The sequence below is a fragment of the Rhodovastum atsumiense genome, assembly GCF_937425535.1.
GTDB lineage: Bacteria > Pseudomonadota > Alphaproteobacteria > Acetobacterales > Acetobacteraceae > Rhodovastum > Rhodovastum atsumiense.
Genome location: NZ_OW485601.1, coordinates 6,187,963 through 6,214,267, shown reverse-complemented (window position 1 = coordinate 6,214,267; position 26,305 = coordinate 6,187,963). Strand labels below are relative to the sequence as shown.

Here is a 26,305-nt window from a genome sequence, read left to right as displayed (position 1 = left end):
CTTCCGCCCCGGAACGGAGCTCGCTGATGGCCCTTCTCGACCGCACCGCGCGCAGCCTGCTGATGCGCGAACTGCTCAGCGGCATGGCGCTGACGTTCCGCTATATCTTCAAGGCCAAGGCCACCATCAACTACCCCTACGAGAAGGGGCCTCTCAGCCCCCGCTTCAAGGGGGAGCACGCGCTGCGCCGCTACCCGAACGGCGAGGAGCGCTGCATCGCCTGCAAGCTGTGCGAGGCGATCTGCCCGGCCCAGGCCATCACCATCGAGGCCGAGCCGCGCGAGGATGGGTCACGGCGGACCACCCGCTACGATATCGACATGACGAAATGCATTTATTGCGGGCTGTGCGAGGAAGCCTGCCCGGTGGATGCCATCGTCGAGGGCCCGAATTTCGAGTTCGCCACCGAAACGCGTGAGGAATTGCTGTACAACAAGGACCGCCTGCTTGCGAACGGCGACCGCTGGGAGCCGGAGCTCGCGCGGCGGCTCGAACTGGATGCCCCGTACCGCTGAGGGCGAGAGAGAGCGCATGAACACCAAATACGCCCGCACCGGCGGGGGCGCGCGATGATCGCGTCGCTGCTGTTCTATCTGTTCGCGGCCATCCTGCTCGGTTCGGCCGGCATGGTGGTGTCGGCCCGCAATCCCGTGCACTCCGTGCTGTTCCTGATCCTTGCCTTCTTCAACGCCGCGGCCCTGTTCCTGCTGGCCGGGGCCGAGTTCCTGGCGATGATCCTGGTGATCGTCTATGTCGGCGCCGTCGCCGTTCTGTTCATGTTCGTGGTGATGATGCTCGACATCAGCTCCGCCGAGCTGCGCAGCGGCTATCAGCGCTATCTGCCGGTGGGGCTCGCGGTCGGCCTGGTGCTGCTGATCGAGCTGGTGCTGGTGCTGGGTGGCTGGAAGATCTTGCCGGAAGCGGCGACGCTGCGCTTCGCGCCGCCGGTGCCGGGGGTGAACAACACCGCCCAGCTCGGCCGCATGCTGTACACCGACTATGTGTTGCTGTTCCAGGCGGCCGGGCTGGTGCTGCTGGTGGCCATGATCGGCGCCATCGTGCTGACGCTGCGCGACCGCCAGCTCTCGCGCAAGCAGGACATCGCCCGGCAGATCGCGCGCGATCCGGCCGAGGCGATCACGCTGATGGACGTGCCGCCGCGGACCGGCGTCGGCAAGCTCGGCATCCTGCGTCCCGAAGCACCCGCGCAACGCCAGCCCGAGCAGGCGGAGACCGCCGCGGGTCCCGGAGGGCAGCCCTGATGGTCGTCGGCCTGTTCCATTACCTGTTCGTCGCCGCGGTCCTGCTGGTGCTGGGCATCTTCGGCATCTTCCTCAACCGCAAGAACGTCATCGTCATCCTGATGTCGATCGAGCTGATCCTGCTCGCCGCCAATCTCAACCTCGTCGCCTTCTCGGCGGCGCTCGGCGATCTCGTCGGCCAGGTCTTCGTGATGTTCGCGCTCACGGTTGCCGCGGCCGAGGCGGCGATCGGGCTCGCCATCGTCGTCATCTATTTCCGCAACCGCGGCTCGATCCAGGTCGAGGACGTCAATATGATGAAGGGCTGAGCCGATGCTGTTCGCCGTCGCTGTCTTCGCGCCGCTGCTCGGCTCCACCATCGCCGGGTTGTTCGGCAAGGCCATCGGAGACCGGGCTGCCCAGGCGGTCACCATTCTCTGCATGGTGCTGGCCTCGATCTGCGGGGTCACCGCCTTCGTCCAGTTGATCTATCTCGGCGCCGCGCCGGGCGTGGTGTCGCTCGGCACCTGGGTGGAAGCCGGCAGCTTCCACGTCGACTGGGCGCTGCGCTACGACGCGCTGTCCGCCGCCATGGTCGCCATGGTCACCACCGTCGCCACGCTGATCCACATCTACAGCGTCGGCTACATGAGCCATGACAAGACCATCTGGCGCTTCTTCAGCTACCTGAGCCTGTTCAGCTTCGCCATGCTGATGCTGGTGACGGCCGACAACCTGCTGCAACTGTTCTTCGGCTGGGAAGGCGTCGGGCTGGCGAGCTACCTGCTGATCGGCTACTGGTACGACCGTCCCTCGGCTTGCGCCGCCGCCATCAAGGCCTTCGTCGTCAACCGTATCGGCGACCTTGGCTTCGCGCTCGGCATCGCGCTGGTCTTCTGGACCTTCGGCTCGATCGAGTTTGCCACCATCTTCGGCGCTGTCGGCCAGCACCAGAACGACGTCTACAGCGTGCTCGGCGGCACCTGGCGCGCCTACGAGGTGATCGGCATCCTGCTGTTCATCGGCGCCATGGGCAAATCCGCGCAGCTCGGCCTGCATGTCTGGCTGCCCGATGCGATGGAAGGGCCGACCCCGGTTTCGGCGCTGATCCATGCCGCGACCATGGTGACGGCCGGCGTGTTCCTGATGGCGCGGTTCTCGCCGGTGCTGGACTTCGCCCCGGGCGCGCTTGGTTTCGTCGCCTTCATCGGCGCCTCGACCGCGCTGTTCGCCGCCACCATCGGCTGCGTGCAGAACGACATCAAGCGGGTGATCGCCTATTCCACCTGCTCGCAGCTCGGTTACATGTTCATCGCCGCCGGCGTCGGCGCCTACCAGGCCTCGATCTTCCACCTGCTGACGCACGCTTTCTTCAAGGCGCTGCTGTTCCTCGGCGCGGGCAGCGTGATCCATGCCATGTCCGACGAGCAGGACATCCGGCGGATGGGCGGCATCTGGAAGAAGATCCCGCTCACCTACGGCGTGATGTGGGTCGGCAGCCTGGCGCTGGCCGGGGTGTGGCCCTTCGCCGGCTTCTATTCGAAGGACGCTATCCTCGAAGCTGCCTGGGCCTCGGGCTCGACGGTCGGGCAGTACGGGTTCTGGTGCGGCCTGATCGCGGCGTTCCTGACCGCCTTCTATTCCTGGCGCCTGATCATCCTGACCTTCCACGGCAAGCCCCGGGCCGACCACCACACCATGGAGCATGTGCACGAAAGCCCCTGGGTGATGACCGGGCCACTGGTATTGCTGGCGATCGGCGCGATCGTCACCGGCTTCAGCTTCCACGAACAACTGCTCGGCCCGGACTGGACGCATTTCTGGGGCCAATCGATCCAGCTCGCCCCCGACAACCACGTGCTGCACGAGATGCACGAGCTGCCGGCCCTGGTCGGGCTGGCGCCGGCGATCGTCGGGCTGCTCGGCATCGCCACCGCCTACGCGCTGTATATGCTCAGACCGGAGATCCCCGGCGAGCTGGCTGCGCGCCATCGCGGCATCTACCAGATGCTGCTGAACAAATACTATTTCGACGAGTTCTATAACGCTGTGTTCGTCCGTCCCGGCATGGCGCTGGCGCGGGTGCTCTGGCAGGTCGGCGATGCCACCATCATCGACGGCGTGCCCAACGGCGTGGCCTCGCTCACCACGGACAGCTCCGCGCAGGTGGTGAAGCTGCAGACCGGCTCCCTAGCCGCCTATGCCTTCGCCATGCTGATCGGCCTCGTGGTGCTCAGCATGATCGTCCTCCTGCTGTTCGTGCTCGGGTGAGTGCCATGAACGCTGCCGGCTTTCCCGTGCTCTCGCTGATCACCTGGCTGCCGCTGGTGGGCGGGGCCGTCATCATGGCGGTGCGCGGCGACGAGGCGACCGTCGCTGCCAACGCCCGCTGGACCGCGCTCTGGACCAGCCTGATCGTGTTCCTGCTTTCACTGGTGCTCTGGTTCGGCTTCGACACCGCCGATCCCGGCTTTCAGTTCATCGAGAGCCTGTCCTGGCTGCCGCAATGGGGCATCACCTACAAGATGGGCGTGGACGGCATCTCGGTGCTGTTCGTGCTGCTTTCCACCGCGCTGACGCCGATCTGCATCCTGGCGAGCTGGGAGGCGATCACCTCGCGCGTGCGCGAGTACATGCTGTCCTTCCTGATTCTCGAGACGATGATGGTCGGCATGTTCTGTGCCCTCGACTTCGTCGTATTCTACATGTTCTTCGAAGGCGTGCTGATCCCGATGTACCTGATCATCGGGGTCTGGGGCGGTCCGCGCCGGGTCTATGCCGCCTTCAAGTTCTTCCTCTACACGCTGGCGGGCTCGGTATTGATGCTGCTGGCGCTGCTGGCGATGTGGTACACCGCCGGCACCACCGACATCCCGACACTGCTGCAGACGGCCTTCCCGGCCTCGATGCAGACCTGGCTGTTCCTGGCCTTCTTCGCTTCCTTCGCGGTGAAGGTGCCGATGTGGCCGGTGCACACCTGGCTGCCGGATGCGCATGTGGAGGCGCCGACCGCGGGCTCCGTCATCCTGGCGGGGGTGCTGCTGAAGATGGGGGCCTACGGCTTCCTGCGCTTCTCGGTGCCGATGCTGCCGCAGGCCTCGGCGAGCTTCGCGCCGTTCATCTTTGCCCTGTCGGTTGTCGCCGTCATCTACACCTCGCTGGTGGCGCTGGCGCAGACCGACATGAAGAAGCTGATCGCCTATTCCTCGGTCGCCCACATGGGCGTGGTGACGATCGGCATCTTCACCTTCAACGTGCAGGGCATTTCCGGCGCGCTGTTCCAGATGCTCAGCCACGGCGTGGTTTCCGGCGCGCTGTTCCTTGTTGTCGGCGTGGTCTACGACCGCATCCACAGCCGTGAGATCGCCCGCTATGGCGGGCTGGCCGACCGCATGCCGGCCTATGCCTTCACCTTCATGCTGTTCATGATGGCGAGCATGGGCCTGCCCGGCACCGCTGGCTTCGTCGGCGAGTTCCTGGTGCTGGTCGGCGCGCTCAAGGTGAATTTCTGGCTGGCCCTGCTGGGTTCGCTCGGCATGATCCTCGGCGCGGCCTACATGCTCTACCTGTATCGCCGTGTCATCTTCGGCACGATCACCCGTGCCGACCTGCGCGACATCCTCGACCTCTCGCCGCGCGAGGTCGCGGTATTCGCGCCGCTCGTGCTGCTCACCCTGTGGATGGGCGTCTATCCCGCCAGTTTCACTGGTTTCTGGGATGCCGCCGTCGGCGCCATGGTGCAGCGGCACCAGGCCGCACTGGAAGCCGCCACCAAGCTCGCCGGAGTGCTGCACTGATGAACTGGTACCTCGCTCTGCCCGAGATCGTGCTGGCCCTCTGTGGCATGGCCATCCTGGTCTTCGGCGTGCTGCGCAAGGGGGATGACACCTTCCAGCTCTGTTCCTGGCTGACCGTCGGCGCCTTCCTGCTCGCCGCCATCCTGGTGATCGCCGGCGGGGAAGGGGCCGCCTACGAAGGCCAGTTCACCAGCGATGCCTTCAGCGGCTTCGTGAAGGTGCTGGTGCTCGCCGCCGCCGCGCTGGGCGTGATCGTCTCGCTCGACTACGCCGCCCATGCCAACATGCGCCGCTTCGAGTTCCCGGTGCTGATCCTGTATGCCACCGTCGGCATGATGCTGATGGTCTCGGCGTCGAACCTGATGACGCTGTACGTGGGGCTGGAGTTGCAGTCGCTGGCGATCTACGTGCTGGCCAGCTTCGCCCGCGACGAAGTGCGCAGCAGCGAGGCCGGGCTCAAGTATTTCGTGCTCGGTTCGCTCGCCTCCGGCCTGCTGCTCTATGGCATCTCGCTGGTCTACGGCTTCACTGGCACGATGGATTTCGCCCAGCTCGCCTCGGCGCTGAGCGATCCGGCCAAGGCGTCCCCCGGCCTGATCGTGGGCATCGTGTTCCTGCTCGCCGGGCTTGCCTTCAAGGTTTCGGCGGTGCCGTTCCACATGTGGACCCCCGACGTCTATGAAGGCGCGCCGACCCCGGTCACCGCCTTCCTGGGCACCGCCCCCAAGGTGGCCGCGATCGCGATGCTGGTGCGGGCGATGGCGACCCCGTTCGGCGACCTGCTCGGGCAGTGGCAGCAGGTGGTCGTGCTGATCTCGATCCTGTCGATGCTGCTCGGCTCGCTCGCCGCGATCGGCCAGCGCAACATCAAGCGGCTGATGGCCTATTCCTCCATCGGCCACATGGGGTACGCGCTGATCGGGCTGGCCGCCGGCAGCCAGGCGGGCATCCGCGGCGTGCTGATCTATATGCTCACCTACGTGTTCATGAACCTCGGCACCTTCGCCATCATCCTGGCGATGCGCCGCCGCGGCCGCATGCTGGAGCAGATTTCCGATCTCTCCGGCCTGGCGCGGACCGATCCCGGCATGGCCCTGGCCATGGCGGTGTTCATGTTCAGCATGGCCGGCATCCCGCCTTTCTCCGGCTTCTGGGGCAAGTATTTCATCTTTACCTCGGCCGTGCAGTCGGGGCTGTGGACGCTCGCCGTGATCGGCGTGCTGACCAGCGTGATCGGCGCCTACTACTATATTCGTATCGTCAAGGTGATGTATTTCGACGCCCCCGTGGAGGCGTTCGACGCGCGCCCACGCGCCCTCTCGGTGGTCGCCGCCCTCTCGGCGGTCTTCACCACCTTCTTCTTCCTCTTTCCCGCGCCCTTCGTGGCCGCGGCGGAGGCAGCGGCCAAGGCGCTGGCGGGGTGACAGTCCCCGCCGGCTGGCGGCTCGAGGTTCACGACCAGCTTCCGTCCACCGCCGATCTGTGCCGCCGGCGCGCCGAATCAGGGGCGCCCGGCGGCCTTGCCATCCTGGCGCGCCGGCAGACCGCCGGGCGCGGCACAAGGCTGCGTCCCTGGCAGGGGGCGGAGGGCAATTTGTTCCTCAGCGTGCTGCTGCGCCCGGGTGGGACGATGCAGGGGGCCGCGCAATGGTCGCTGCTGGCCGGGGTGGCGCTGGCCGAGGCGCTGGCAGCGCATCTGCCGGAAGGCGCGGCGCTCGGTCTGAAATGGCCCAATGACGTGTTGCTCTCCGGCCGCAAGCTCGCCGGCATCCTGACCGAGAGCGCCTCCGGCCCGGAGGGTAACCTGGCCTGGCTGTCGCTCGGGCTCGGCGTCAACCTCGCCGTGGCGCCGGCGCTGACGGACCGGCCGACCGCCTGCCTCGCCGAACTGGCGCCGCCGCCCGCGCCCGAGGCCTTCGCCGCCACCTTGCTGGCCGCGATCGACCGCTGGTGCAGCATCCGGGCCGGGGAGGGGGAGGCGGGCGGATTCGCCGCCGTGCGCGCCGCTTTCCTGGCACGCACCGTTGCGTACGGAACCCATCTGGCGCTGCGGCTCGGCGATCGTATTCTGGACGGCACGTTTGCCGGGCTGGGCGAGGATGGAACCCTGAAGCTGCATACCCGCGAAGGGGTGCGCGCCTTCGCCGCCGGTGAGGTGACGATGGGAAATGGAGCCTGATCCATGCTGCTGGTGATCGACGCCGGCAACACGAACGTGGTGGTTGCGGTGCATGACGGTGCGCACTGGCGCGGCACCTGGCGCATCGCCACCGAGCCGCAGCGCACATCCGACGAATATGCGGTGTGGCTGCTGACCCTGCTGCACCATTGCGGCCTGAAGCACACCCAGGTGAAGGCGGCGGTGATTGGCACCGTCGTGCCGGCGGCGCTGTACCACCTGCGCCGACTGGTGCGCGACTATTTCGATGTCGAGCCGCTGATCGCCCGGTCCACCGTGAACTGGGGCTTCCAGATCAAGGTGGACAGCCCTTCCGAGGTGGGGGCGGACCGGCTGCTCAACGCGCTTGCCGGCCATCACAAGTACAAGGGGCCGCTGGTGGCGGTCGATTTCGGCACCGCCACCACCTTCGACGTGGTCGACGTCGACGGTGCCTATCTGGGGGGGGTGATCGCGCCGGGCATCAACCTCTCGATCGAGGCGCTGCACCGTGCCGCCGCCCGCCTGCCGCGTATCGGCATCGGCCGGCCGCAGGCGGTGATCGGCCGCAACACCGTCTCGGCGATGCAGTCCGGCGTCTACTGGGGCTATGTCGCGATGATTGAGGGCATGGTCGCGCGCATCCAGGCCGAGTACGGTGCACCTTTGAAGGTGGTGGGCACCGGTGGGCTCGCCCCGTTATTGGCCGAGGGAACGATGATCATCGAGTACATCGATCCCGACCTGACCCTGGACGGGCTGCGGCTGTTGGCGGAGCGGAACCCGATCCCCAAATTGAGCCGCGACCGGACGCGGCTGCTGCCGGACCATGATTGAACGGAGCGGGACCGGGTAGCCGGACCGGGCAAGGGAATGACGCGGGCAAACTCGGATCTTGCCTTCGTGCCGCTGGGCGGCACCGGCGAGATCGGCATGAACCTGAATCTATATCGCTGTGGCGAGGCATGGCTCGCGGTGGATTGCGGCATCGGCTTCGGCGGGGCCGCCAATCCCGAGGTCGACATCATGCTGCCCGACCCGGCGTTCATCGCCGAGCGCCGGGACCGGCTGGTCGGGCTGGTGCTGACCCATGCGCATGAAGACCATCTCGGCGGGGTGGCGCATCTGTGGCGGTCGCTGCGCTGCCCGGTCTTCGCGACCCCGTTCGCCGCTTCGGTGCTGCGGCGCAAGCTCGGGGAGGCGCAACTTATCAGCGAAGTGCCGCTGCGGGTGATTCCGCCCGGCGGCAGCTTCACGCTCGAGCCGTTCCGGCTGCAATTCATCAACATGGCGCACTCGATCCCCGAGGCGCAGGCGCTGGTGATCCGCACCCATGTCGGCACGGTGCTGCACACCGGCGACTGGAAGCTCGATCCCGACCCGCTGGTCGGCGGGCGCACCGACGAGGCGGCGCTGGCGAAGCTGGGCGAGGAAGGTGTCCTCGCCATGATCTGCGATTCCACCAATGCCCTGGTGGAAGGCCATTCCGGCTCCGAGGCCGATGTGCGCGAGGCGATGACGGCGCTGGTCCGCTCTCTGCGCGGGCGGGTCGCGGTCACCTGCTTCGCCAGCAACGTCGCCCGGCTGGAAACCATCGCCCTGGCCGCACAGGCGGCCGGGCGGACGGTGGCCCTGGTTGGACGCTCGCTGCGCAACATCGATGCCGCCGCGCGGGAATGCGGCTATCTCAAAGAGGTGCCGCCCTTCGCCACCGAAGACGAAGCCGCCGACATCCCCGACGACAACCTGCTGCTGATCGTCACCGGCAGCCAGGGCGAGCCGCGTTCGGCGCTGGCGCGCATCGCGCTCGACCAGCACCCGCGCATCGAGCTGGGCGAAGGCGACACGGTGGTGTTTTCCAGCCGGGTCATTCCCGGCAACGAACGCGCCATCATCACGGTGCAGGACAACCTGGTGCGCCGCGGCGTGCGGCTGATGACCGACGCCGACCACATGATTCACGTCTCCGGCCATCCCGCACGTGACGAGTTGCGCCGGCTGTACCGGCTGGTCCGCCCGCCGGTCGCCGTGCCGGTCCACGGCGAATGGCGGCACCTGACCGCGCACGCCGAACTGGCGCAGGCGGCCGGCATCGGCTCGGTGCTGCTGGAGGATGGTGACATCCTCAACCTCGCCCCCGGCCGGGTGGAGGTGGTGGACAGCGCCCCGGTCGGGCGGCTGGTGCTGGACGGCAACCGGCTGGTGCCGATGACCGGCGGGGTGATGGGCGCGCGCCGGCGCATGCTGTTCAACGGCGTCGCCATTGCCTCGATCGCGGTGGACGAAGCAGGCCGGTTGCGTGGTCGCCCACGCCTCACCGCCCCGGGCCTGTTCGAGACCGAGGATCCGGAAATGCTGCGCATCGCCGACGAAATGGCCGAATCGGTCGCCGATCTGCCGGCACCGATTCGCCGCGACGATGCCACGTTGCAGGAAGCGGCGAAGACCGCGCTGCGCCGCGCGCTCGGCAAGCGGCTGCAGAAGCGTCCGCTGGTGGATGTGTTGCTGCTGCGGATCTGAGCGCCGTGGACGGGTGGCTGGGGATCGGCCTCTACGTCCTGATCTGGTGGACCTTGCTGTTCGCCGTGCTGCCCTGGGGCACACGGCCGATGGCCGATGCCGACCCGGCCACGGGCTGGCGCGGCGTGCCGGAACGCCCACGCATGGGGCTGAAGTTGCTGGCGACGACGCTGCTGTCGGGGGTGGTCTGGGCGATCTGCTACCTGGTGATCAGCAGTGGCTGGATCAACTTCCGGTCGGGTTGGCTGGCGCTTCCGCCGGGATAATAGGCAAAGTGCCCGAATATCGAGCAGGAATCGCTTGAGTTAAGCTCAATTCCTGTCTGAAAGGCTAAAAAACAGTCGCAAGGACGTGCGATTTCATTGGACGCCTCGCATGGCGAAGCCCATCATCACGGCCAGGAAGAGGGTTGGTTCCTCATCCTGCCGTGTGACTGGCGTTTCCTCCCTAAACTTGGCCCGCTGCGCCATGGGCGCGCGGGCCTTTTTTCTGTTTAGGCACCCGCACCCGTAATGTCACGCATTTTCGTTCGCGTAAGGGTGGCATCAACGGGATTTTATTGCAGCCGTTCCTGGTGCGACGCACAATGCTTGCGTAGCGTAATAGATTCGCCTTTTTCTCCTTGCGCCCGGCGCGGCCATTGCCGTCTGGCGAGACGACGCGTCCCTCGCTAGAACCCCGCGGCGCCCCTTCACAGACGGACCCCTGTTGCCATGCGCCTCTCCCGCAGCCTCGTGCCGACGCTCAAGGAAACCCCTGCGGAGGCCCAGATCGCCTCCCACCGCCTGATGCTGCGGGCGGGGCTGGTGCGGCAAACCTCCGCGGGCATCTACGCCTGGCTGCCCGCCGGCTGGCGCGTCCTGCAGAACATCACCCAGATCGTCCGCGAGGAGCAGGACGCCTCCGGGGCCCAGGAACTGCTGATGCCGACCATCCAGTCCGCCGAGCTGTGGCGGCAGAGCGGTCGCTACGATGCCTACGGGCCCGAGATGCTGCGGATCCGCGACCGTCACGATCGCGAGATGCTGTATGGGCCGACAAACGAGGAGATGATCACCGATATCTTCCGCCAGTCCGTTCGCTCGTACCGGGAGCTACCGCAGAACCTTTACCATATCCAATGGAAGTTCCGTGACGAGGTGCGCCCCCGGTTCGGCGTGATGCGCGGTCGCGAGTTCCTGATGAAGGACGCCTACAGCTTCGATCTCGACTATGAAGGCGCCGTCATTTCCTACCGGAAGATGATGCTGGCCTATATGCGCACCTTCCAGCGCCTCGGCGTGAAGGCGATCCCCATGGTCGCCGATACCGGCCCGATCGGCGGCAATCTCAGCCACGAATTCATCATCCTCGCGCCCACCGGCGAGAGCCAGGTCTACTACGACGGCGCCTTTGAACAGATCGACCCGACCTCCGGTGATTTCTCCTTCGATTCGCCCGAGGACCTCGCCCGCTTCTACGAAACCCTGACCACGCCCTACGCCGCCACCGACGAGAAACACGATACCGCCGCCTGGGCGAACGTCGCCGACAAGCGCGAAGGCCGCGGCATCGAAGTCGGGCATATCTTCTACTTCGGCACCAAATACTCAGGGCCGATGGGGCTGACCGTCGCCGGCCCGGACGGCAAGACCCTCACCCCGCACATGGGCAGCTACGGCATCGGCGTTTCCCGACTCGTGGGCGCCATCATCGAAGCCTCCCACGACGACGCCGGCATCATCTGGCCGGACAGCGTGGCCCCCTGGAAAGCCGCCATCCTCAACCTCAAGGCCGGCGATGCCGCCTGCGAGGCCATCTGCGAGGAAGCCTACACCCGACTCGACGGACAGGCACTGTACGACGACCGTGAAGATCGCGCGGGCGTAAAATTCGCCGATGCCGACCTGATGGGACACCCCTGGCAAATCGTCGTGGGGCCACGCGCCGCCGCCGCCGGACGCGTCGAACTGAAGCGACGCGCCACGGGGGAACGAGCCGAAGTGACCCTCTCGGACGCGCTGGCGCGGATCGCCTGAGCATGCCCTGCCGCCGCTTCCGGGGCGTTGCCCCGGACCCCACCAGGAGCTTTGCTCCTGGACCTCAGCAAGGGCCACAGGCCCTTGCATCCCATGACAAGGGGCCACGGGGTCATACGGCGGAGGCCGGTTAATCTCATGTTCAATGCTTTTGAACGCGCCGTTGCCGGCCGCTACCTGCGCGCGCGCCGCGGCGAACGCTTTGTCTCGGTCATCGCCGGCTTTTCCCTGGTCGGCATCGCCCTCGGGGTCGCCACGCTCATCATCGTGATGAGCGTGATGAACGGCTTCCGCATCGAACTGATGGGGCGGATTCTTGGGCTCAATGGCCACCTTGGCGTCTATGGGGGCGGCGCGCCGCTGGCGAATTTCGACGACCTCGCGGCACGGGTGCGCGGCCTGCCGGGCGTGGTTTCAGCCATCCCCGTGGTGGAAGGGCAGGTCGGGCTGACCAACGAACGCGGCGGCGCCTATCTCGGCGGGCTGGTGCGCGGCATCCGCCAGGACGACCTGCGCAAGCTGCGCGTGGTCGCCGACAATATCCGCGTCGGCTCGCTGAACCAGTTCCAGGGCGACGACGCGGTGGCGATCGGCGTCGGCCTTGCCCAGCGCCTCGGGCTCGGACTCGGCAGCCAGTTGCAACTGATCTCGCCGCAGGGACAGGCCACGGTGATCGGCAACATCCCGCGCATCCGCAGCTACAAGGTCGTGGCGATCTTCCAGGTCGGCTTCAACGAGGCCGATACCGGCTTCGTCTACCTGCCGCTGGAAGCAGCCCAGGTGTTCTTCCGCGTACCCAACGCCGCCACCCAGATCGAGGTCCTGACCGCCGATCCCGACCGGGTGCAGGTGGTGAACCGCGAGATCCGCACGGCACTGTCCGGCCAGCCGGTGCGGGTGGTCGACTGGACCCAGAGCAACAACAGCTTCTTCGCCGCCGTCGAGGTCGAACGGAACGTCATGTTCCTGATCCTGACCCTGATCATCCTGGTGGCGGCGTTCAATATCGTCTCGTCCCTGATCATGATGGTGAAGGACAAGACCCGCGACATCGCCGTGCTGCGCACGCTCGGGGCAGGACAGGGTGCCATCATGCGGATCTTCCTGCTGTGCGGCGCCAGCGTCGGCGTCGCCGGCACCCTGGTGGGGGCGCTGCTCGGCATCGTGTTCTGCCTCAACATCGAAACCATCCGGCACTGGCTGGAAGGGCTGACCGGCACCAACCTGTTCAACCCGGAAGTCTATTTCCTTTCGAAGCTGCCGGCGGTGGTGCAATGGCACGAAGTGGCGCAGGTGATCGTGATGGCGCTGGTGCTGTCGCTGCTGGCGACGCTGTATCCAAGCTGGCGCGCTGCCCGCACCGATCCGGTGGAGGCCCTGCGCAGTGAGTGACGCGGCCCCGCTGGAACTGCGCGGCGTCGTCCGCACCTACCGCAGCGGCGGCGGCGACCTGCCGGTGCTGCGCGGCGCCGACCTGGTGCTGCACCCCGGCGAGATCGTTGCCCTGGTCGCGCCCTCGGGCACCGGCAAGTCCACCTTGCTGCACCTCGCCGGGCTGCTGGAAAAGCCCGATGGTGGTAGCGTCTTCGTCGCTGGCCGCGACGCCGGTGCGCTCGGCGACGGCGAGCGCACCGCGATCCGCCGCGACCGGATCGGCTTCGTCTACCAGTTCCATCACCTGCTGCCGGAATTCACCGCGCTCGAAAACGTGGTGCTGCCGCAGATGATCGCCGGCAAGCCACGTCCGCAGGCGAGCGAACGGGCACGCGCCCTGCTGGAGTCGTTTGGACTGGCGGCACGGGTGGATCACCTGCCCGGCAAGCTCTCGGGCGGCGAACAGCAGCGTGTGGCGATTGCTCGTGCCCTGGCCAACGCGCCGCGGGTGCTGCTTGCCGACGAACCCACCGGCAATCTCGATGTCGGCACTGCCGCTGCGGTGTTCGAGCAGTTATTGCAGACGGTGCGTGCCCAAGGCGTGGCGGCGTTGATCGCGACCCACAACCCGGATCTGGCGGCCCGCATGGACCGGACGGTGACGCTGCGCGACGGGCAGGTGGCGCCGAGTTAAGGTCGGCCGGCGTAGGGCGGATGAGCGCAGCGTCATCCGCCATCGCGATGCACCACGAGGTAGCCGGCCTGCGTTGGCGGACCTGCGTCCGCCCTACATCTTCGCGCTACAGGGCAAAAATGGGTTCCAAGGGCGAAGCCCTTGGCCAGGTGCAGGGGCGGCGCCCCGCGCGCGGCTTTCCCGGACTCATGCTTTCGCCGTAAAAGGCGGCCATGCCGCACGCTGATTTCGTTCACCTCCGGGTCCATTCCGCCTATTCGCTCAGCGAGGGCGCGATCAAGGCCGACAAGCTCGCCGTGCTCGCCAAGGAGGCGTTGATGCCGGCGGTGGCGATCACCGATTCCGGCAACATGTTCGGCGCGCTGGAGTTTTCCCAGTACTGCTCGGGCAAGGGCGTCCAGCCGATCATCGGTTGCCAGATCGCCATCACCCGCGAGGACAACCCGCGCCTGCCGCCGGACCCGGTCGTGCTGCTGGCCCAGAATGCCGAGGGCTATGCCAATCTGCAGCGCCTGTCCTCGGCCGGCTTCATGGAGACCGATCCCAGCCTGAAGCCGCAATTGGCGCTCTCGCGCGTATGCGAGCGCGCGGATGGGCTGATCCTGTTGACCGGCGGCACCAACGGCCCGATCGCGCGGCTGCTCGCCGAGGGCCAGAAGGGCGAGGCCGAACGCCTGCTCGCCCGGCTGACCGAAGCCTTCCCCGACCGCACGGTGATGGAACTGCACCGGCACGGCCTGCCGGTCGAGCGTGCCATCGAGCCGGGCCTGATCGCGCTGGCCGATGCCGCGGGCGTGCCGCTGGTCGCCACCAACGATTGCTTCTTCGCCAAGCCCGAGATGTACGAGGCGCATGACGCGCTGCTCTGCATCGCCGAGGGCCGGCTGTTGTCCGAGCGCGACCGTCGCCGCGTCACCCCGGAACACTGGTTCAAGCCGGCCAAGGTGATGCGGGCGCTGTTCGCCGACCTGCCGGAAGCCTGCGACAACACGCTCGCCATCGCCCGGCGTTGCGCGGTGATGGCGGAGACGCGCAAGCCGCTGCTGCCGGTCTGCCCGAAGGTCCGTCCCGGCCGCACCGAGGAAGAGACGGTGCGGGCCATGGCCACCGAGGGGCTGGAACGGCGGCTCGATGCCATGCGGGCCGACGATGAAACCCGCACGCGCTATCGCGAGCGCCTGGCCTATGAGCTCGACGTCATCGCCAAGATGGGCTTCCCGGGCTACTTCCTGATCGTCGCCGACTTCATCCAGTGGGCGAAGGCGCACGGCATTCCGGTGGGGCCGGGGCGCGGTTCCGGTGCCGGCTCGGTCGCCGCCTGGGCGCTGACCATCACCGACCTCGATCCGCTGCGCTTCCATCTGCTGTTCGAGCGGTTCCTCAACCCGGAACGCGTGTCGATGCCGGACTTCGACATCGACTTCTGCCAGGACCGCCGCGACGAGGTGATCACCTATGTGCGCGGCGAGTACGGCGCCGATCGTGTCGCCCAGATCATCACCTTCGGAAAGCTGCAGGCGCGCGCGGCGGTGCGTGACGTCGGGCGTGTGCTCGGCCTGCCATTCGGCCAGGTCAACAAGGTCGCCGAGCTGATCCCGAACAACCCGGCCAAGCCGGTGACGCTGCAGCAGGCCATCGACGGCGAGCCGAAGCTGCAGCAGATGCGCCAGGACGACGAAGCGGTGCGCCGCCTGCTGGAAATCGCGCTGCAGGTCGAGGGGCTATACCGTCACGCCAGCACCCATGCGGCGGGCGTGGTGATCGGTGACCGCACGCTGACCGAGCTGGTGCCGATCTACCGCGATCCGAAATCCGATTTCCTGGTCACGCAATTCTCCATGAAATACGTGGAGCAGGCGGGGCTGGTGAAGTTCGACTTCCTCGGGCTGACGACGCTGACCATCCTGCAGCGGGCGGTGGGGTTCCTGCATGCGCGCGGCATCGAGGTCGATCTGGCGCATCTGCCACTCGATGACGCGCCGACCTACGACATGCTGCAGCGTGGCGATGCCGGCGGGGTGTTCCAGTTCGAAAGCCAGGGCATGCGGGACGTGCTGCGGCAGATGCGTCCCGACCGGTTCGAGGACCTGATCGCCGCGGTGGCGCTGTACCGTCCCGGCCCGATGGCCAATATCCCGGCCTATTGCCAGCGCAAGCAGGGCGAGAAATGGGAGGCGCCGCACCCGGAGATCCGCGACATCCTGGAAGAGACCTACGGTATCATGGTCTACCAGGAACAGGTGATGCAGATCGCCCAGAAGATGGCGGGGTACAGCCTCGGCGGCGCCGACCTGCTGCGCCGCGCCATGGGCAAGAAGATCCGCGCCGAGATGGAGAAGCAGCGCGAGATCTTCGTCACCGGCTCCACCGGGCGCGGCATTCCGGCGGAGAAGGCCGAAGAGGTGTTCGACCTCATGGCCAAGTTCGCCGACTATGGCTTCAACAAATCCCACGCGGCTGCCTATGCGCTGGTGGCCTATCAAACGGCCTGGCTGAAGGCGAACCATCCGGTGGCCTTCCTGGCCGCTTGCATGTCGCTTGCCATCAACAACACCGACAAGCTGGCGGCGCTGCGGCAGGAAGCGACACGGCTGGGCATTCGCGTTTTGCCGCCCGACATCAACCGCTCCGGCCCTGACTTCACGCTGGAGGATGATGCCGAGGGCAAGCTGTGCATCCGCTATGCGCTGGCGGCGGTGAAGAAGGTCGGCATGGCGGCGATGCAGGCGGTGGTGGCCGCGCGCGGCGACCGTGACTTCGCTGATCTGGCGGATTTTGCCGCCCGCATCGACCCGAAGCACCTGAACCGGATGCAGTTGGAAAACCTGGTGCGGGCCGGTGCCTTCGACAGCCTGGACAAGGTTCGTGCCCGTGTCTTTGGCGCTGCCGAGATGATCCTGCGCCGGGCGCAGTCCACGGCGGAGGAGCGTGACAGCGGCCAGATCGGCCTGTTCGGCGGTGGCGGCAAGGCCGAGCGCCTGCGCCTGCCGGACGTAGCGGAATGGGATCCGATGGACCGGCTCGGCTACGAGGCCGATGCGATTGGTTTCCATCTGACCGCGCATCCGCTGGATGCTTATGCGGCGGCGCTGCGGCGCCTGGGGGCGGTGCCGAGCAATCAGTTGGAACAGCGGGCTCAGGCCGGGGCGGCGCGGGTCAAGGTGGCTGGGACCGTCATCGGCAGCAAGGAGCGCATCACCCGCACCGGCAGCCGCATGGCGTGGATCAGGCTATCGGATGGTGGCGGCTCCTACGAAGTCACCTTCTTCTCCGAGGTATTGGCACGGGGGAGGGAGTTGCTTGCGGCCGGCAGTGCCGTGCTGGTGACGGCGGATATTCGCCTGGAAGGCGAGGCATTACGGATCACCGCGCATGATGTGGCGCCGTTGGATGCCGCCGCGGCGCAGGCGGGGGCGGGGATGCGGGTCTGGCTGAGCGAGACGGGGGCCGTGCCGCATATCCGGGCGCTGCTGGAGCGCGAGGGCAAGGGCAAGGGCCGGGTCGTGCTGGTGCCAAGGCTCGATGATTCGCAGGACGTGGAGATCACCTTGCCGGGTGGCTTCAACGTCAATCCGCGTCTGTCCCAGGCGATGAAGGGTGTCGCTGGCGTCGAACGGGTCGAGGATCTTTAGGAATGGGATCCAAGGGCCTTGCGGCCCTTGGCGGAGGTCCAGGAGGCAGAGCCTCCTGGTGAGCGGTCCGAGGTCTCAGTACGATCCCAGTACCAGGTTGCTGGGCGCGCCGGCGACAAAGTTCTCGATATTATCGATCAATTGGTCGGCGAGTGTTTGCTGGGCTTCGTCGCTGGCCCAGGCGACATGTGGCGTCAGGATCACGTTGGGCCGCCGTGCCAGTCGCATGATGACGCTGTCGGCCGGCGGTGGTTCGGGCGAGGTCACATCGATGCCGGCGCCGCTGATCAGGCCCTCGTCGAGGGCGTGTTCGAGGTCTTCCTCCACGACCAGTCCGCCGCGCGCGGTATTGATCAGCAATGGCCGGCGCTTCATCTGGCGGAATTCGGTCATGCCGATCAGGTTGCGTGTCTGCGGCGTCAGCGGGCAGTGCAGGGTGATGATGTCGCTGGTCTCCAGGACCTCGTCCCAGGGCGTATAGAGCGGCCCCAGGCCGCTGACGCCCTTATGGGCGGCGAACAGGGGGATCATGCCGAAGACGCGGGCGATTTCGGCGACGCGCTGGCCGAGCACGCCCTCGCCGATGATGCCCAGGCGGGCGCCGCCGAGGTCGTTGATCGGGTGGTTGAAGAAGCAGAACTGGCCGGCGCGCTGCCATTCGCCGGCGAGGGTGTCGTCGCGGAACGGGATGATGTTGCGCCGCAAGGCCAGCATCAGTGCGAAGGTGTGTTCGGGTACGGTGCGCAGCGCGTAGCCGCGGATGTTGGCGACGGCGATGCCGTGAGCCTGGCAGTACGCCTTGTCGACGCAGTCGGTGCCGGTGGCGGCCACCGCGATCAGCTTCAGGTCCGGCAGTTGCGCCAGCGTGTCGGCGGTCAGGGACACCTTGTTGATGATGGCGATGCTGGCCCCGGCGAGGCGTTCGGCGGCCTGGGCGGCGGTGGTGTGTTGGTACTCCTCCAGCGTGTGGTCGAAGCCGGGGCGGCGCAGCACCACGCGCGGACCCAGCGTGGCGCGGTCGAGGAAGACGATCTTGTGCATAAGGGGCCTCCGGAGTGGAATGTTACAGGCGGCGACGCACTTCGCCGGCGACCCGTTCCGGGGTGATGCCGAAATGGGCGAAGAGGTCTGCCTCGGGTCCGGAGGCACCGAAGCTGCTCATGCCGACGAAGCCGCCATCCTCGCCGATCCAGCGTTCCCAGCCTTGGCGCACCGCTGCCTCCACCGCGACCCGCACGGTGGTGCGGTCGATCACCTGGTCACGATAGGCGGGCTCCTGCCGTTCGAACAGTTCCCAGCAGGGCATGGAGACAACGGCGGTGGGGATGCCCTCCGCTTCCAGCATCTGGCGGGCGGCCAAGGCGAGGGCGACTTCCGATCCGGTGGCGAGGATGGTGGCGCGGCGCCTGGAACTGGCTTCGGCCAGCACATAGGCGCCGCGGGCGGCGCGATTTTCGCCGGTGCCATCCTCGCGCACCGGCGGCAGCACCTGGCGGGAGAACACCAGCGTCGAGGGACCGGAGCGGTTGGACAGGGCCGCTTCCCAGCATTCGGCGGCTTCCACCGCATCGGCCGGGCGGAAGACCAGCATGTTGGGCATGGCCCGCAGCGAGGCCACGATCTCGACCGGCTGGTGGGTCGGGCCGTTGCGGCCGATGCCGATGGAATCGTGCGAGAACACGAACAGCGAGGGCAGCCCCATCAGCGCTGCCATGCGCAGCGCCGGCCGCTCGTAATCCGAGAACGCCAGATAGGTCACGCCAAGCGGCACCACCCCGCCATGTGCGGCCATGCCGTTTACCATCGAGCCCATGGCATGCTCGCGCACACCGTAATGCACGTAGCGGCCGCCCTGGTCGGTGGCGCTGAAGGATGTCAGGTGTCGCTTGTGCTGCGTCGGCCCTTCCAGGTCGGGCGCGCCGGAAACCAGTTCGGGAATCGTCGTTGCCAGTATTTCGACGATGTCGGCGGAACTGTTGATGCCGCCCTGGGCCTTGGCAGGCGCGATGTCCCGCCGCCAGTTCCGTAGCGGTTTCTCCCAGCCTTCCGGCAGCCGGCCTTCGCGCAGGCGATCGAGCAGGCGACGGCGCTCCGGCGACAGGGCCGCGAGGCGGGCATGCCAGGCTTCGTAGGCGGGCAGGCCGCGGCGCCCGGCGGCACGCCAGACCGAAAGAACGTCATCGGGGATGGTGAAGGCCGGGTATGGCCAGTCCAGGGATTCACGCGCTGCGATCAGGTCTTCGGCGAAGACGCGGCCGCCATGGGCGCCGCGCTGGCCCTGTAGCCGTGGTAGGCCACGGCCGATCATGGTGCGGCAGGCAATCATCGAGGGGCGTGGATCCAGCGCCGCCAGACTCAGCGCCGCGTCGACCGCGGCGACATCGTGCCCGTCCACGTCCTGCACGTGCCAGCCGGCGATGCGGAAGCGCGCGCACATGTCCTCGCTCTGGGCGATGGTGATGCCACCATCGTCGGTCATGCGGTTGTCGTCCCAGAGGAAGGTGAGATGACCAAGCCGCAGATGCCCGGCGAGCGCGATGATCTCCTGGCCGACGCCTTCCTGCAGGCAGCCATCCCCCACCAGCGCGTAGGTGCGATGGTTGACCATGTCCTCGCCGAGCCAGTTGCGCAGGAACGCCTCGGCGACCGCCATGCCGGCGGCATTGGCGATGCCCTGGCCGAGTGGCCCGGTGGTGACTTCGATGCCGCTGGCGGGATCGTATTCGGGATGGCCGGCGCAATGTGAGCCAAGGCGGCGGAAGGTGCGGATCTGGTCGAGGCTGATGTGTTCGTACCCGGTCAGGTGCAGCAAGGCGTAGATCAGCATGGAGCCGTGGCCGTTCGACAGCACGAAGCGGTCGCGGTCGAACCACATCGGGTCGGCGGCATGGAATTTCAGGTGACGCGTGAACAGCGCCGTGGTGATTTCGGCGCAGCCGAGCGGGGCGCCGGGATGGCCGTCGCCGGCGTGCTCGATCGCGTCCAGGGCAAGGAAGCGGATGGCGTGTGCCAGCTTCTGCGGGGCAGGGGAGGACATGACAATACTCTCCACGACGGCCCGGTCGCGGGCCGCTGATGGCAGGCAACGAGGAAAAGCGGGGGAGAGAGGCGGGACGGCCGGAACCGCCCCGCGCTGATCAGAGGAAGCCGATCGATATCCAGGGGATCGCGGCGATCACCGCGACGCCGATGATCAAGGCCAGCAGGTAGGGCAGGATCGGCTTCAGCCCGGCATCCGGATGGATGCGGCTGACGGCGCAGGCGGAGTAGTAGCCCACGCCGAAGGGCGGTGCGAACAGGCCCACGCCCATCGAGAGGATCACCACCATGGCGTAGTGCACCTCGTGCACCCCCATCTGGCGCGCGATCGGGAACAGCAGCGGCCCGAACAGCACGATGGCGGGAATGCCTTCCAGCACGCTGCCCAGCACGATGAAGGCCAGGATGGACACCGCGAGGAAGGTGGCCTGCCCACCCGGCAAGGCTGCCATCGCCGCTGCCAGGGACTGCGAGAAGCCCGACTGGGTCAGGGCCCAGGACATCGCCGTGGCGGCCCCGATGATGAGCAGGATGGCGCCGGAGAGCGATGCCGTTTCCACCAGCATCGGCATCAGCCGTTTCAGGTCGAAGCTGCGATAGACCAGCACGCCGACGATGACGGCATAGGCGATGCCGATGGTGGAGACCTCGGTCGCCGTGGTGGCGCCGCTGATCACCGCCCAGCGGATGACGAAGGGCAAGGCGAGGCCGGGAAGGGCGATCACGAAGCACTTTCCCACCGTGCCCCAGGACGCACGCAGTCCCGTGCCCGGTGTCACCTTGCCGCGCAGGCGCCAGCGCACGACCAGGCAGAGCACCAGACCGAGCACCAGCCCCGGCAGCAGGCCGCCGGTGAACAGGGCGGCGATCGAGACGCCGGTCACCGAGCCGATGGTGATCAGCACCAGGCTGGGCGGGATCGTCTCGGTCTGCGCGCCGGTGGCCGAGAGCAGGGCCAGCAATTCGCCCTCTGGCTCGCCACGCTTTTGCATTTCCGGGAACAGCACCGGCGCGATCGCGGCCATGTCCGCTGCCTTCGAGCCGGAGATGCCCGAGACCAGGTACATGGCGCCGACCAGCACGTAATAGAGCCCGCCCCGCACATGGCCGAGCAGGCTGACCAGGAACGCCACCATGGTGCGGGCGATGCCGGTCATCTCCATCAGCAGGCCGAGCACGACGAACAGCGGCACGGCGAGCAGGATCAGATGCGCCATGCCCTCGTTCATGCGCCCGACCAGCACGATGTCGGGCACGTTGGTGGTCAGGCCGATATAGCCGAGCGTGGCGATGCCGAAGGCGAAGGCGATCGGCACGCCGGCCAGGACCATGGTCCCGACCAGCAGCACGAAGAAGATCAACAGGTTGATGTTGCCAAGCTCGTGCAGCACCGGCGCGGCGGCGACGAAGATCGCGGCGATGCCGGCCACCAGCCCGATCCCGCCCGCCAGCGCCTGCCATCCGCCGGTGCGGGCGAGGCGCAGCAGCGCCACCACCAGCATCAGCACCGAGCCGACCGGGAAGGCGGCGGCGTGCCAGGCGCCGGAGATGTCCAGCGCCGGCGTGGTGATGAAGTCCTCCTCGATGGCGAATTCCACGCCCGGCATCACCATCAGGGACAGGAACAGCACCGGCACCGCGACCGCGACCACTTCGAGGAAGGCGCGCGTTTGCGGCGACGCCTTGCCCACCAGCGCGGTCATGCGCATGTGCTCGTTGCGCTGCAGCGCCACCACCGAGCCGAGCATGGCGAGCCACAGGAACAGCGTGCTCGCCAGTTCGTCCGACCAGATCAGCGGCGAATGCAGCACGTAGCGCCAGATCACCCCGGCCAGCAGGACCACGATCTCGGCCACCACCAGCAGGGCGGCCGGGATCTCGACGAGGCGGGCGAGGGCGGCCTCCACCGGGGCCACCCATTGCGCTGCGTTGAGCAGCGGCTGTTGCCGTTCCATGGCATGAGCGTCATGAACCGACATGCCGCTTACCCCAATTTGCCGGTGGCCTGCTCAAGCAGCTCCCAGGCTTCGGGGCCATATTTTGCCTTCCAGTCGGCGTAGAAGCTGGTTCCGGCCAGTGCCGCCCGGAACGGGGCCTGGTTCACCTCGTTGAAGACCAGCCCCTTGGTGGCCAGATCCTGGCGCAGCGACACGCTGAGCCGGGCGATGTCGGCGCGCTGGTCCATGACGGAACGGTCCAGCTCGCGGGTGACCAGGGCGCGCAGGTCCTCGGGCAGGCGTTGCCAGGCGCGGCGGTTGCCGAGGATGCAGTAGCCATCCCAGACATGCCCGGTCAGGCTACAGTATTTCTGCACTTCATAGAGGCGGGTGGTGGCGATGATCGCCAGCGGGTTCTCCTGGCCCGAGACCACCTTGGTCTGCAAGGAGGAATAAACTTCATTGAAATTGATCGGCGCCGGCCCGGCCCCGAGCGCCTTGAACAACGAGGTCAGCATCGGTGCGGGCGGCACCCGCAGCTTGAAGCCGGCGAGATCGGCCGGGGTGTTGATCGGGCCGGTCGAGGTGGTGATCTGGCGGAAGCCGTTGTCGGTGATCTTGCAGACGGACACCAGCCCGACCTTGTTGATCTGCGCGCGGATGTGCTGGCCGAGCGCGCCATCCATGGCCCGCCACACCGTGTCGTAGTCATGGAAGGCGAAGCCGGTGTTGACGATGCCGCTCACCGGCACCAGGGTCGCCAGGATCGAGGTGGCGAGATTGAAGAATTCCACGCCGCCGCTGCGCACCTGCGAGAGCAGGTCGGTGTCCGAGCCAAGCTGGTTGGCCGGGAACAGCTTGATGTCCAGCCGTCCGCTGCTGGCCTCGCGGATGCGGTCGAGCGCTTCGGCCGCGCGGATGTTGCAGGGATGGGTGGGGTCCTGGCCGGTAGCGAACTTGTAGGTGAACTCGGCGGCGGCGGCGCGACGGGTCAGGATGCCGACCAGCGGCAGGGCGGTGCCGGCGGCGATCAGGCCGCGACGGGTTGGTCCGTGGCGGAATGTTCCCAAATTCATTTGATTATTGGTCATGATTTCACTCCCGTCTTGTTATCCGTGTTGTTACCCGATTGGGCCGGCGGGGGGCGAGTCAGGTTCCATTCAGGACGCGATAACTCCGGATCACCTGGCTGTCGTCCGCCGTGCCGTCGCCCCGGCCGGAACTGGCCAGGAACAACTGGTGCGCCGCCGCCGTCAGCGGCAGCGCCGCCCTGGCATCGCGCCCGGCCTGCAGCACGATGCCGAGATCCTTGACGAAGATGTCGATGGCGCTGGTGACCTCCGGCGCCTCCTGCAGCATGCGCGGCCCGCGATCGCGCAGCATCCAGCTTGCCGCGGAGGAGCCGCTCATCACCTCCAGCAGCAATCCGCGATCGACCCCGATTTTCTCGGCCAGTGCGAAGGCCTCGGCGGCGACCGCGATGTGCACGCCGCAGAGCAACTGGTTGGCGGTCTTCACCGTCGCGCCCTGGCCCGGGGTCGGGCCGACATGGAAGATCCGGTCGCCAAGGGCGGCGAACAGCGGGCGCACCGCCGCGACGCTGTCATCGGAACCGGCCGCCATGATGGTCAGCTTCGCCGCGCGTGCCCCGGCGACGCCGCCGGAAACCGGTGCATCGACGAAGCCACGGCCGCTTGCCTGCACCCGTTCGGCGATGGCGACGACGGCGGCGGGCGGGCAGGTCGCCATCAGCACCACGATACCCTGCGGCGGCAGCGCCGCCAGGGCGCCCTCGTCGAACAGGACGGTTTCGGCCTGAGCGGCGTTGACCACCATCAGCACCAGCGCGTCGGCGCCCGTCGCTGCCGCGGCGGCGGATTCAGCGGGCAGGCCGCCGGAAGCGGCCAGGGCTTCGCGCGAGTCGGCGCGCAAGTCCCAGCCATGCACGGTGAAGCCACCGGCCAGCAGGGCCTGCGCCATGGGAAGTCCCATGGCGCCAAGCCCGACGAAGCCGACCGTGCGCGGCGCGCCGGTCACAGCCAGCCGCGAATGGTCTGCACCATCGCCTCTGTCGAGATACCGTAGCGATCGTGCAACGTCGGCAGCGCGCCGGCGTCGAGGAACGCGTCCGGCAGGGCGATCTGGCGGAAGCGTGGCGCCAGCCCCGCGCGCAGCAGGCTGCCCGCCACCGCCTCGCCAAGCCCGCCGATCCGGCTGTGGTTCTCGGCCACGATCACCGGGCGGCCGGTGCGCGCGGCGGCGGCGTTGATGGCTGCCTCGTCGAGCGGCTTGATCGTGGGCACGTGCATGACCGCCACGTCGATGCGGTCCTTGCGCAGGGCCTCGGCGGTTTCCAGCGCGCGCATCGTCATCAGCCCGGAAGCGATGATCAGCGCATCCGGTCCGTCGCGCAGCAGCGCCGCCTTGCCGAGTTCGAACCGGTAGTCGTACTCGTCCAGCACCAGCGGCACGTTGCCGCGCAGCAGGCGCATGTAGACCGGCCCGTCATGCGCGGCGATCGCCGGAACCGCCTGCGAAATATCGAGCGCATCGCAGGGATCGACCACGACGATGCCGGGCATGCCGCGGAAGATGGCGATGTCCTCGGTGGCCTGGTGGCTCGGGCCGTAGCCGGTGGTCAGGCCGGGCAGGGCGCAGACCACCTTGACGTTCAGCTTTTCCTCGCTGATGCCGAGGCAGATGAAGTCATAGGCACGGCGTGCGGCGAACACGGCGTAGGTGGTGGCGAAGGGGGTGAATCCCTCGCGTGCCATGCCGGCAGCGGCGCCGAACAGCAACTGCTCGGCCATGCCCATTTGATAGAAGCGGTCCGGATGGGCGCGGGCAAAGATGTGCAGGTCGGTGTATTTGCCCAGGTCGGCGGTCATGCCGACGATGTCCGGCCGGGTTTCCGCCAGCGCCGAGAGCGCATGACCGAACGGTGCCGCTTGCGTCTTCTGTCCCTCGGCCGCGATCGAGGCGATCATGGCCGATGTGGTGAGACGAGGTTTCACGGCGCTCATGCGTGCCTCCCTTCCGACAGGACGGCGAGGGCCTGTTGCCATTCATCGGCCTCGACCCGCAGGAAGTGGTTACGCTCGCGGGCCTGCAGGAAGGGCACGCCCATGGCCATGCGGGTGTCGCAGATGATCACGCGGGGCCGTGGCTCGGCGAGGGTGCGCGCCGTGTCGAAGGCGGCGACCAGGGCTTTGATGTCGTTGCCGTCGACGCGTTGCGCGTGCCAGCCGAAGGCTTCCCATTTCGGCTGCAACGGCTCGCTGCACAGCATCTGAGTTGAGGGTCCGTCGGCCTGCTGGTTGTTGAAATCCACCAGGCAGATCAGGTTATCGAGCTTCCAGTGCGCGGCCGACATTGCCGCTTCCCAGGTCGCGCCCTCGCCCAGTTCGCCGTCCGACATCAGGTTGTAGACGAAGGCGCCGGACTTCTTGCGCTTGAGGCCGAGGCCCATGCCGACGGCGATGCCCAGGCCCTGGCCGAGCGAGCCGCCGCTGATTTCCATGCCCGGCGTGTAGCTCGCCATGCCCGACATCGGCAGGCGGCTGTCATCAACGCCATAGGTCTCAAGTTCAGATTCGGGAATGATTCCTGCTTCAATCAGCGCGGCGTAGAGGGCGATGGCGTAGTGGCCGATCGAAAGCAGGAAGCGGTCGCGGCCTTCCCAGTGCGGGTCTTCCGGACGATAGGTCAGGGCGTGGAAATAGGCGACCGCCAGCACGTCGGCGATGCCCAGCGCCTGGGCGATGTAGCCCTGGCCCTGGACTTCGCCCATGCGCAGCGCGTTGCGGCGGATGCGCCAGGCGCGCTCATCCAGGCCGGGTTGGTTCGGCCGTAACAATTCGGATGGCAAATTCTTATCTCCCTGGACGTGCGACGC

General features: G+C 67.4%; 21 protein-coding genes. 14 read left to right on the top strand and 7 right to left on the bottom strand.

The genetic code is table 11. From position 1 onward, the window contains the following. The first annotated feature begins 26 nt into the window (after window positions 1-26). The 14 genes from nuoI (at window position 27) to dnaE (ending at window position 17,434) form a co-directional block, all read left to right on the top strand. The gene (nuoI, locus tag NBY65_RS27985) at window positions 27-515 is read left to right on the top strand and encodes an NADH-quinone oxidoreductase subunit NuoI (protein ID WP_150038867.1); all 489 of its coding nucleotides are present in this window, start codon (window positions 27-29) and stop codon (window positions 513-515) included. A gap of 54 nt (window positions 516-569) precedes the next feature. After that, on the top strand, window positions 570-1,262 hold the full coding sequence (locus NBY65_RS27980; RefSeq protein WP_150038866.1) for an NADH-quinone oxidoreductase subunit J: 693 nt from the start codon (window positions 570-572) through the stop codon (window positions 1,260-1,262). Further along, window positions 1,262-1,570: an NADH-quinone oxidoreductase subunit NuoK gene (gene nuoK, locus NBY65_RS27975; protein WP_150038865.1), complete on the top strand. Its 309-nt coding sequence runs from the start codon at window positions 1,262-1,264 to the stop codon at window positions 1,568-1,570. The genes NBY65_RS27980 and nuoK overlap by 1 nt, the downstream gene beginning before the upstream one ends. 4 nt (window positions 1,571-1,574) lie before the next feature. Further along, a complete protein-coding gene (nuoL, locus tag NBY65_RS27970) occupies window positions 1,575-3,512 on the top strand; it encodes an NADH-quinone oxidoreductase subunit L (protein ID WP_150038864.1) in 1,938 nt (645 codons plus the stop codon). 5 nt (window positions 3,513-3,517) lie between these two features. Further along, a complete protein-coding gene (locus NBY65_RS27965; protein ID WP_150038863.1) occupies window positions 3,518-5,038 on the top strand; it encodes an NADH-quinone oxidoreductase subunit M in 1,521 nt (506 codons plus the stop codon). Continuing rightward, the gene (gene nuoN, locus NBY65_RS27960; protein WP_150038862.1) at window positions 5,038-6,462 is read left to right on the top strand and encodes an NADH-quinone oxidoreductase subunit NuoN; all 1,425 of its coding nucleotides are present in this window, start codon (window positions 5,038-5,040) and stop codon (window positions 6,460-6,462) included. Before NBY65_RS27965 ends, nuoN begins: the two co-directional genes overlap by 1 nt. Further along, window positions 6,459-7,217, top strand: a complete 759-nt coding sequence (locus NBY65_RS27955; RefSeq protein WP_150038861.1) for a biotin--[acetyl-CoA-carboxylase] ligase — start codon at window positions 6,459-6,461, stop codon at window positions 7,215-7,217. The genes nuoN and NBY65_RS27955 overlap by 4 nt, the downstream gene beginning before the upstream one ends. Window positions 7,218-7,220: 3 nt before the next feature. Next, window positions 7,221-8,033, top strand: a complete 813-nt coding sequence (locus NBY65_RS27950) for a type III pantothenate kinase (protein ID WP_150038860.1) — start codon at window positions 7,221-7,223, stop codon at window positions 8,031-8,033. Window positions 8,034-8,069: 36 nt separating this feature from the next. Beyond that, window positions 8,070-9,716, top strand: coding sequence for a ribonuclease J (locus tag NBY65_RS27945; RefSeq protein WP_150038859.1), 1,647 nt, complete (start codon window positions 8,070-8,072; stop codon window positions 9,714-9,716). Window positions 9,717-9,721: 5 nt separating this feature from the next. Beyond that, window positions 9,722-9,982 carry a DUF1467 family protein gene (locus NBY65_RS27940; protein WP_150038858.1) on the top strand — a complete coding sequence of 87 codons (261 nt, stop codon included), beginning with the start codon at window positions 9,722-9,724 and terminating at the stop codon, window positions 9,980-9,982. Between the two features lie 447 nt (window positions 9,983-10,429). Beyond that, a complete protein-coding gene (proS, locus tag NBY65_RS27935; RefSeq protein WP_150038857.1) occupies window positions 10,430-11,734 on the top strand; it encodes a proline--tRNA ligase in 1,305 nt (434 codons plus the stop codon). A gap of 138 nt (window positions 11,735-11,872) precedes the next feature. After that, the gene (locus tag NBY65_RS27930) at window positions 11,873-13,126 is read left to right on the top strand and encodes a lipoprotein-releasing ABC transporter permease subunit (protein ID WP_150038856.1); all 1,254 of its coding nucleotides are present in this window, start codon (window positions 11,873-11,875) and stop codon (window positions 13,124-13,126) included. Continuing rightward, window positions 13,119-13,802: an ABC transporter ATP-binding protein gene (locus tag NBY65_RS27925; protein WP_150038855.1), complete on the top strand. Its 684-nt coding sequence runs from the start codon at window positions 13,119-13,121 to the stop codon at window positions 13,800-13,802. Before NBY65_RS27930 ends, NBY65_RS27925 begins: the two co-directional genes overlap by 8 nt. A 212-nt stretch (window positions 13,803-14,014) precedes the next feature. Further along, window positions 14,015-17,434, top strand: coding sequence for a DNA polymerase III subunit alpha (dnaE, locus tag NBY65_RS27920; RefSeq protein WP_150038854.1), 3,420 nt, complete (start codon window positions 14,015-14,017; stop codon window positions 17,432-17,434). Between the two features lie 75 nt (window positions 17,435-17,509). Here dnaE and NBY65_RS27915 read toward each other — a convergent pair whose 3' ends face one another. The 7 genes from NBY65_RS27915 to NBY65_RS27885 all read right to left on the bottom strand — a co-directional run bounded on the left by NBY65_RS27915 (window position 17,510) and on the right by NBY65_RS27885 (window position 26,278). After that, window positions 17,510-18,475 (bottom strand): D-2-hydroxyacid dehydrogenase, encoded by a 966-nt coding sequence (locus NBY65_RS27915; protein ID WP_150038853.1) that lies wholly within the window; start codon window positions 18,473-18,475, stop codon window positions 17,510-17,512. Window positions 18,476-18,497: 22 nt separating this feature from the next. Continuing rightward, window positions 18,498-20,471 carry a transketolase family protein gene (locus NBY65_RS27910; protein ID WP_150038852.1) on the bottom strand — a complete coding sequence of 658 codons (1,974 nt, stop codon included), beginning with the start codon at window positions 20,469-20,471 and terminating at the stop codon, window positions 18,498-18,500. 100 nt (window positions 20,472-20,571) lie between these two features. Next, window positions 20,572-22,452: a TRAP transporter large permease gene (locus NBY65_RS27905; RefSeq protein WP_162530364.1), complete on the bottom strand. Its 1,881-nt coding sequence runs from the start codon at window positions 22,450-22,452 to the stop codon at window positions 20,572-20,574. 5 nt (window positions 22,453-22,457) lie between these two features. Next, a complete protein-coding gene (locus NBY65_RS27900) occupies window positions 22,458-23,501 on the bottom strand; it encodes a TRAP transporter substrate-binding protein (protein ID WP_239002636.1) in 1,044 nt (347 codons plus the stop codon). Window positions 23,502-23,559: 58 nt separating this feature from the next. Next, window positions 23,560-24,447, bottom strand: a complete 888-nt coding sequence (locus NBY65_RS27895; protein ID WP_239002635.1) for an NAD(P)-dependent oxidoreductase — start codon at window positions 24,445-24,447, stop codon at window positions 23,560-23,562. Then, window positions 24,444-25,433: a transketolase family protein gene (locus tag NBY65_RS27890; RefSeq protein ID WP_150038851.1), complete on the bottom strand. Its 990-nt coding sequence runs from the start codon at window positions 25,431-25,433 to the stop codon at window positions 24,444-24,446. The genes NBY65_RS27895 and NBY65_RS27890 overlap by 4 nt, the downstream gene beginning before the upstream one ends. Then, on the bottom strand, window positions 25,430-26,278 hold the full coding sequence (locus NBY65_RS27885) for a transketolase (RefSeq protein WP_239002634.1): 849 nt from the start codon (window positions 26,276-26,278) through the stop codon (window positions 25,430-25,432). Before NBY65_RS27885 ends, NBY65_RS27890 begins: the two co-directional genes overlap by 4 nt. Window positions 26,279-26,305: the final 27 nt, after the last annotated feature.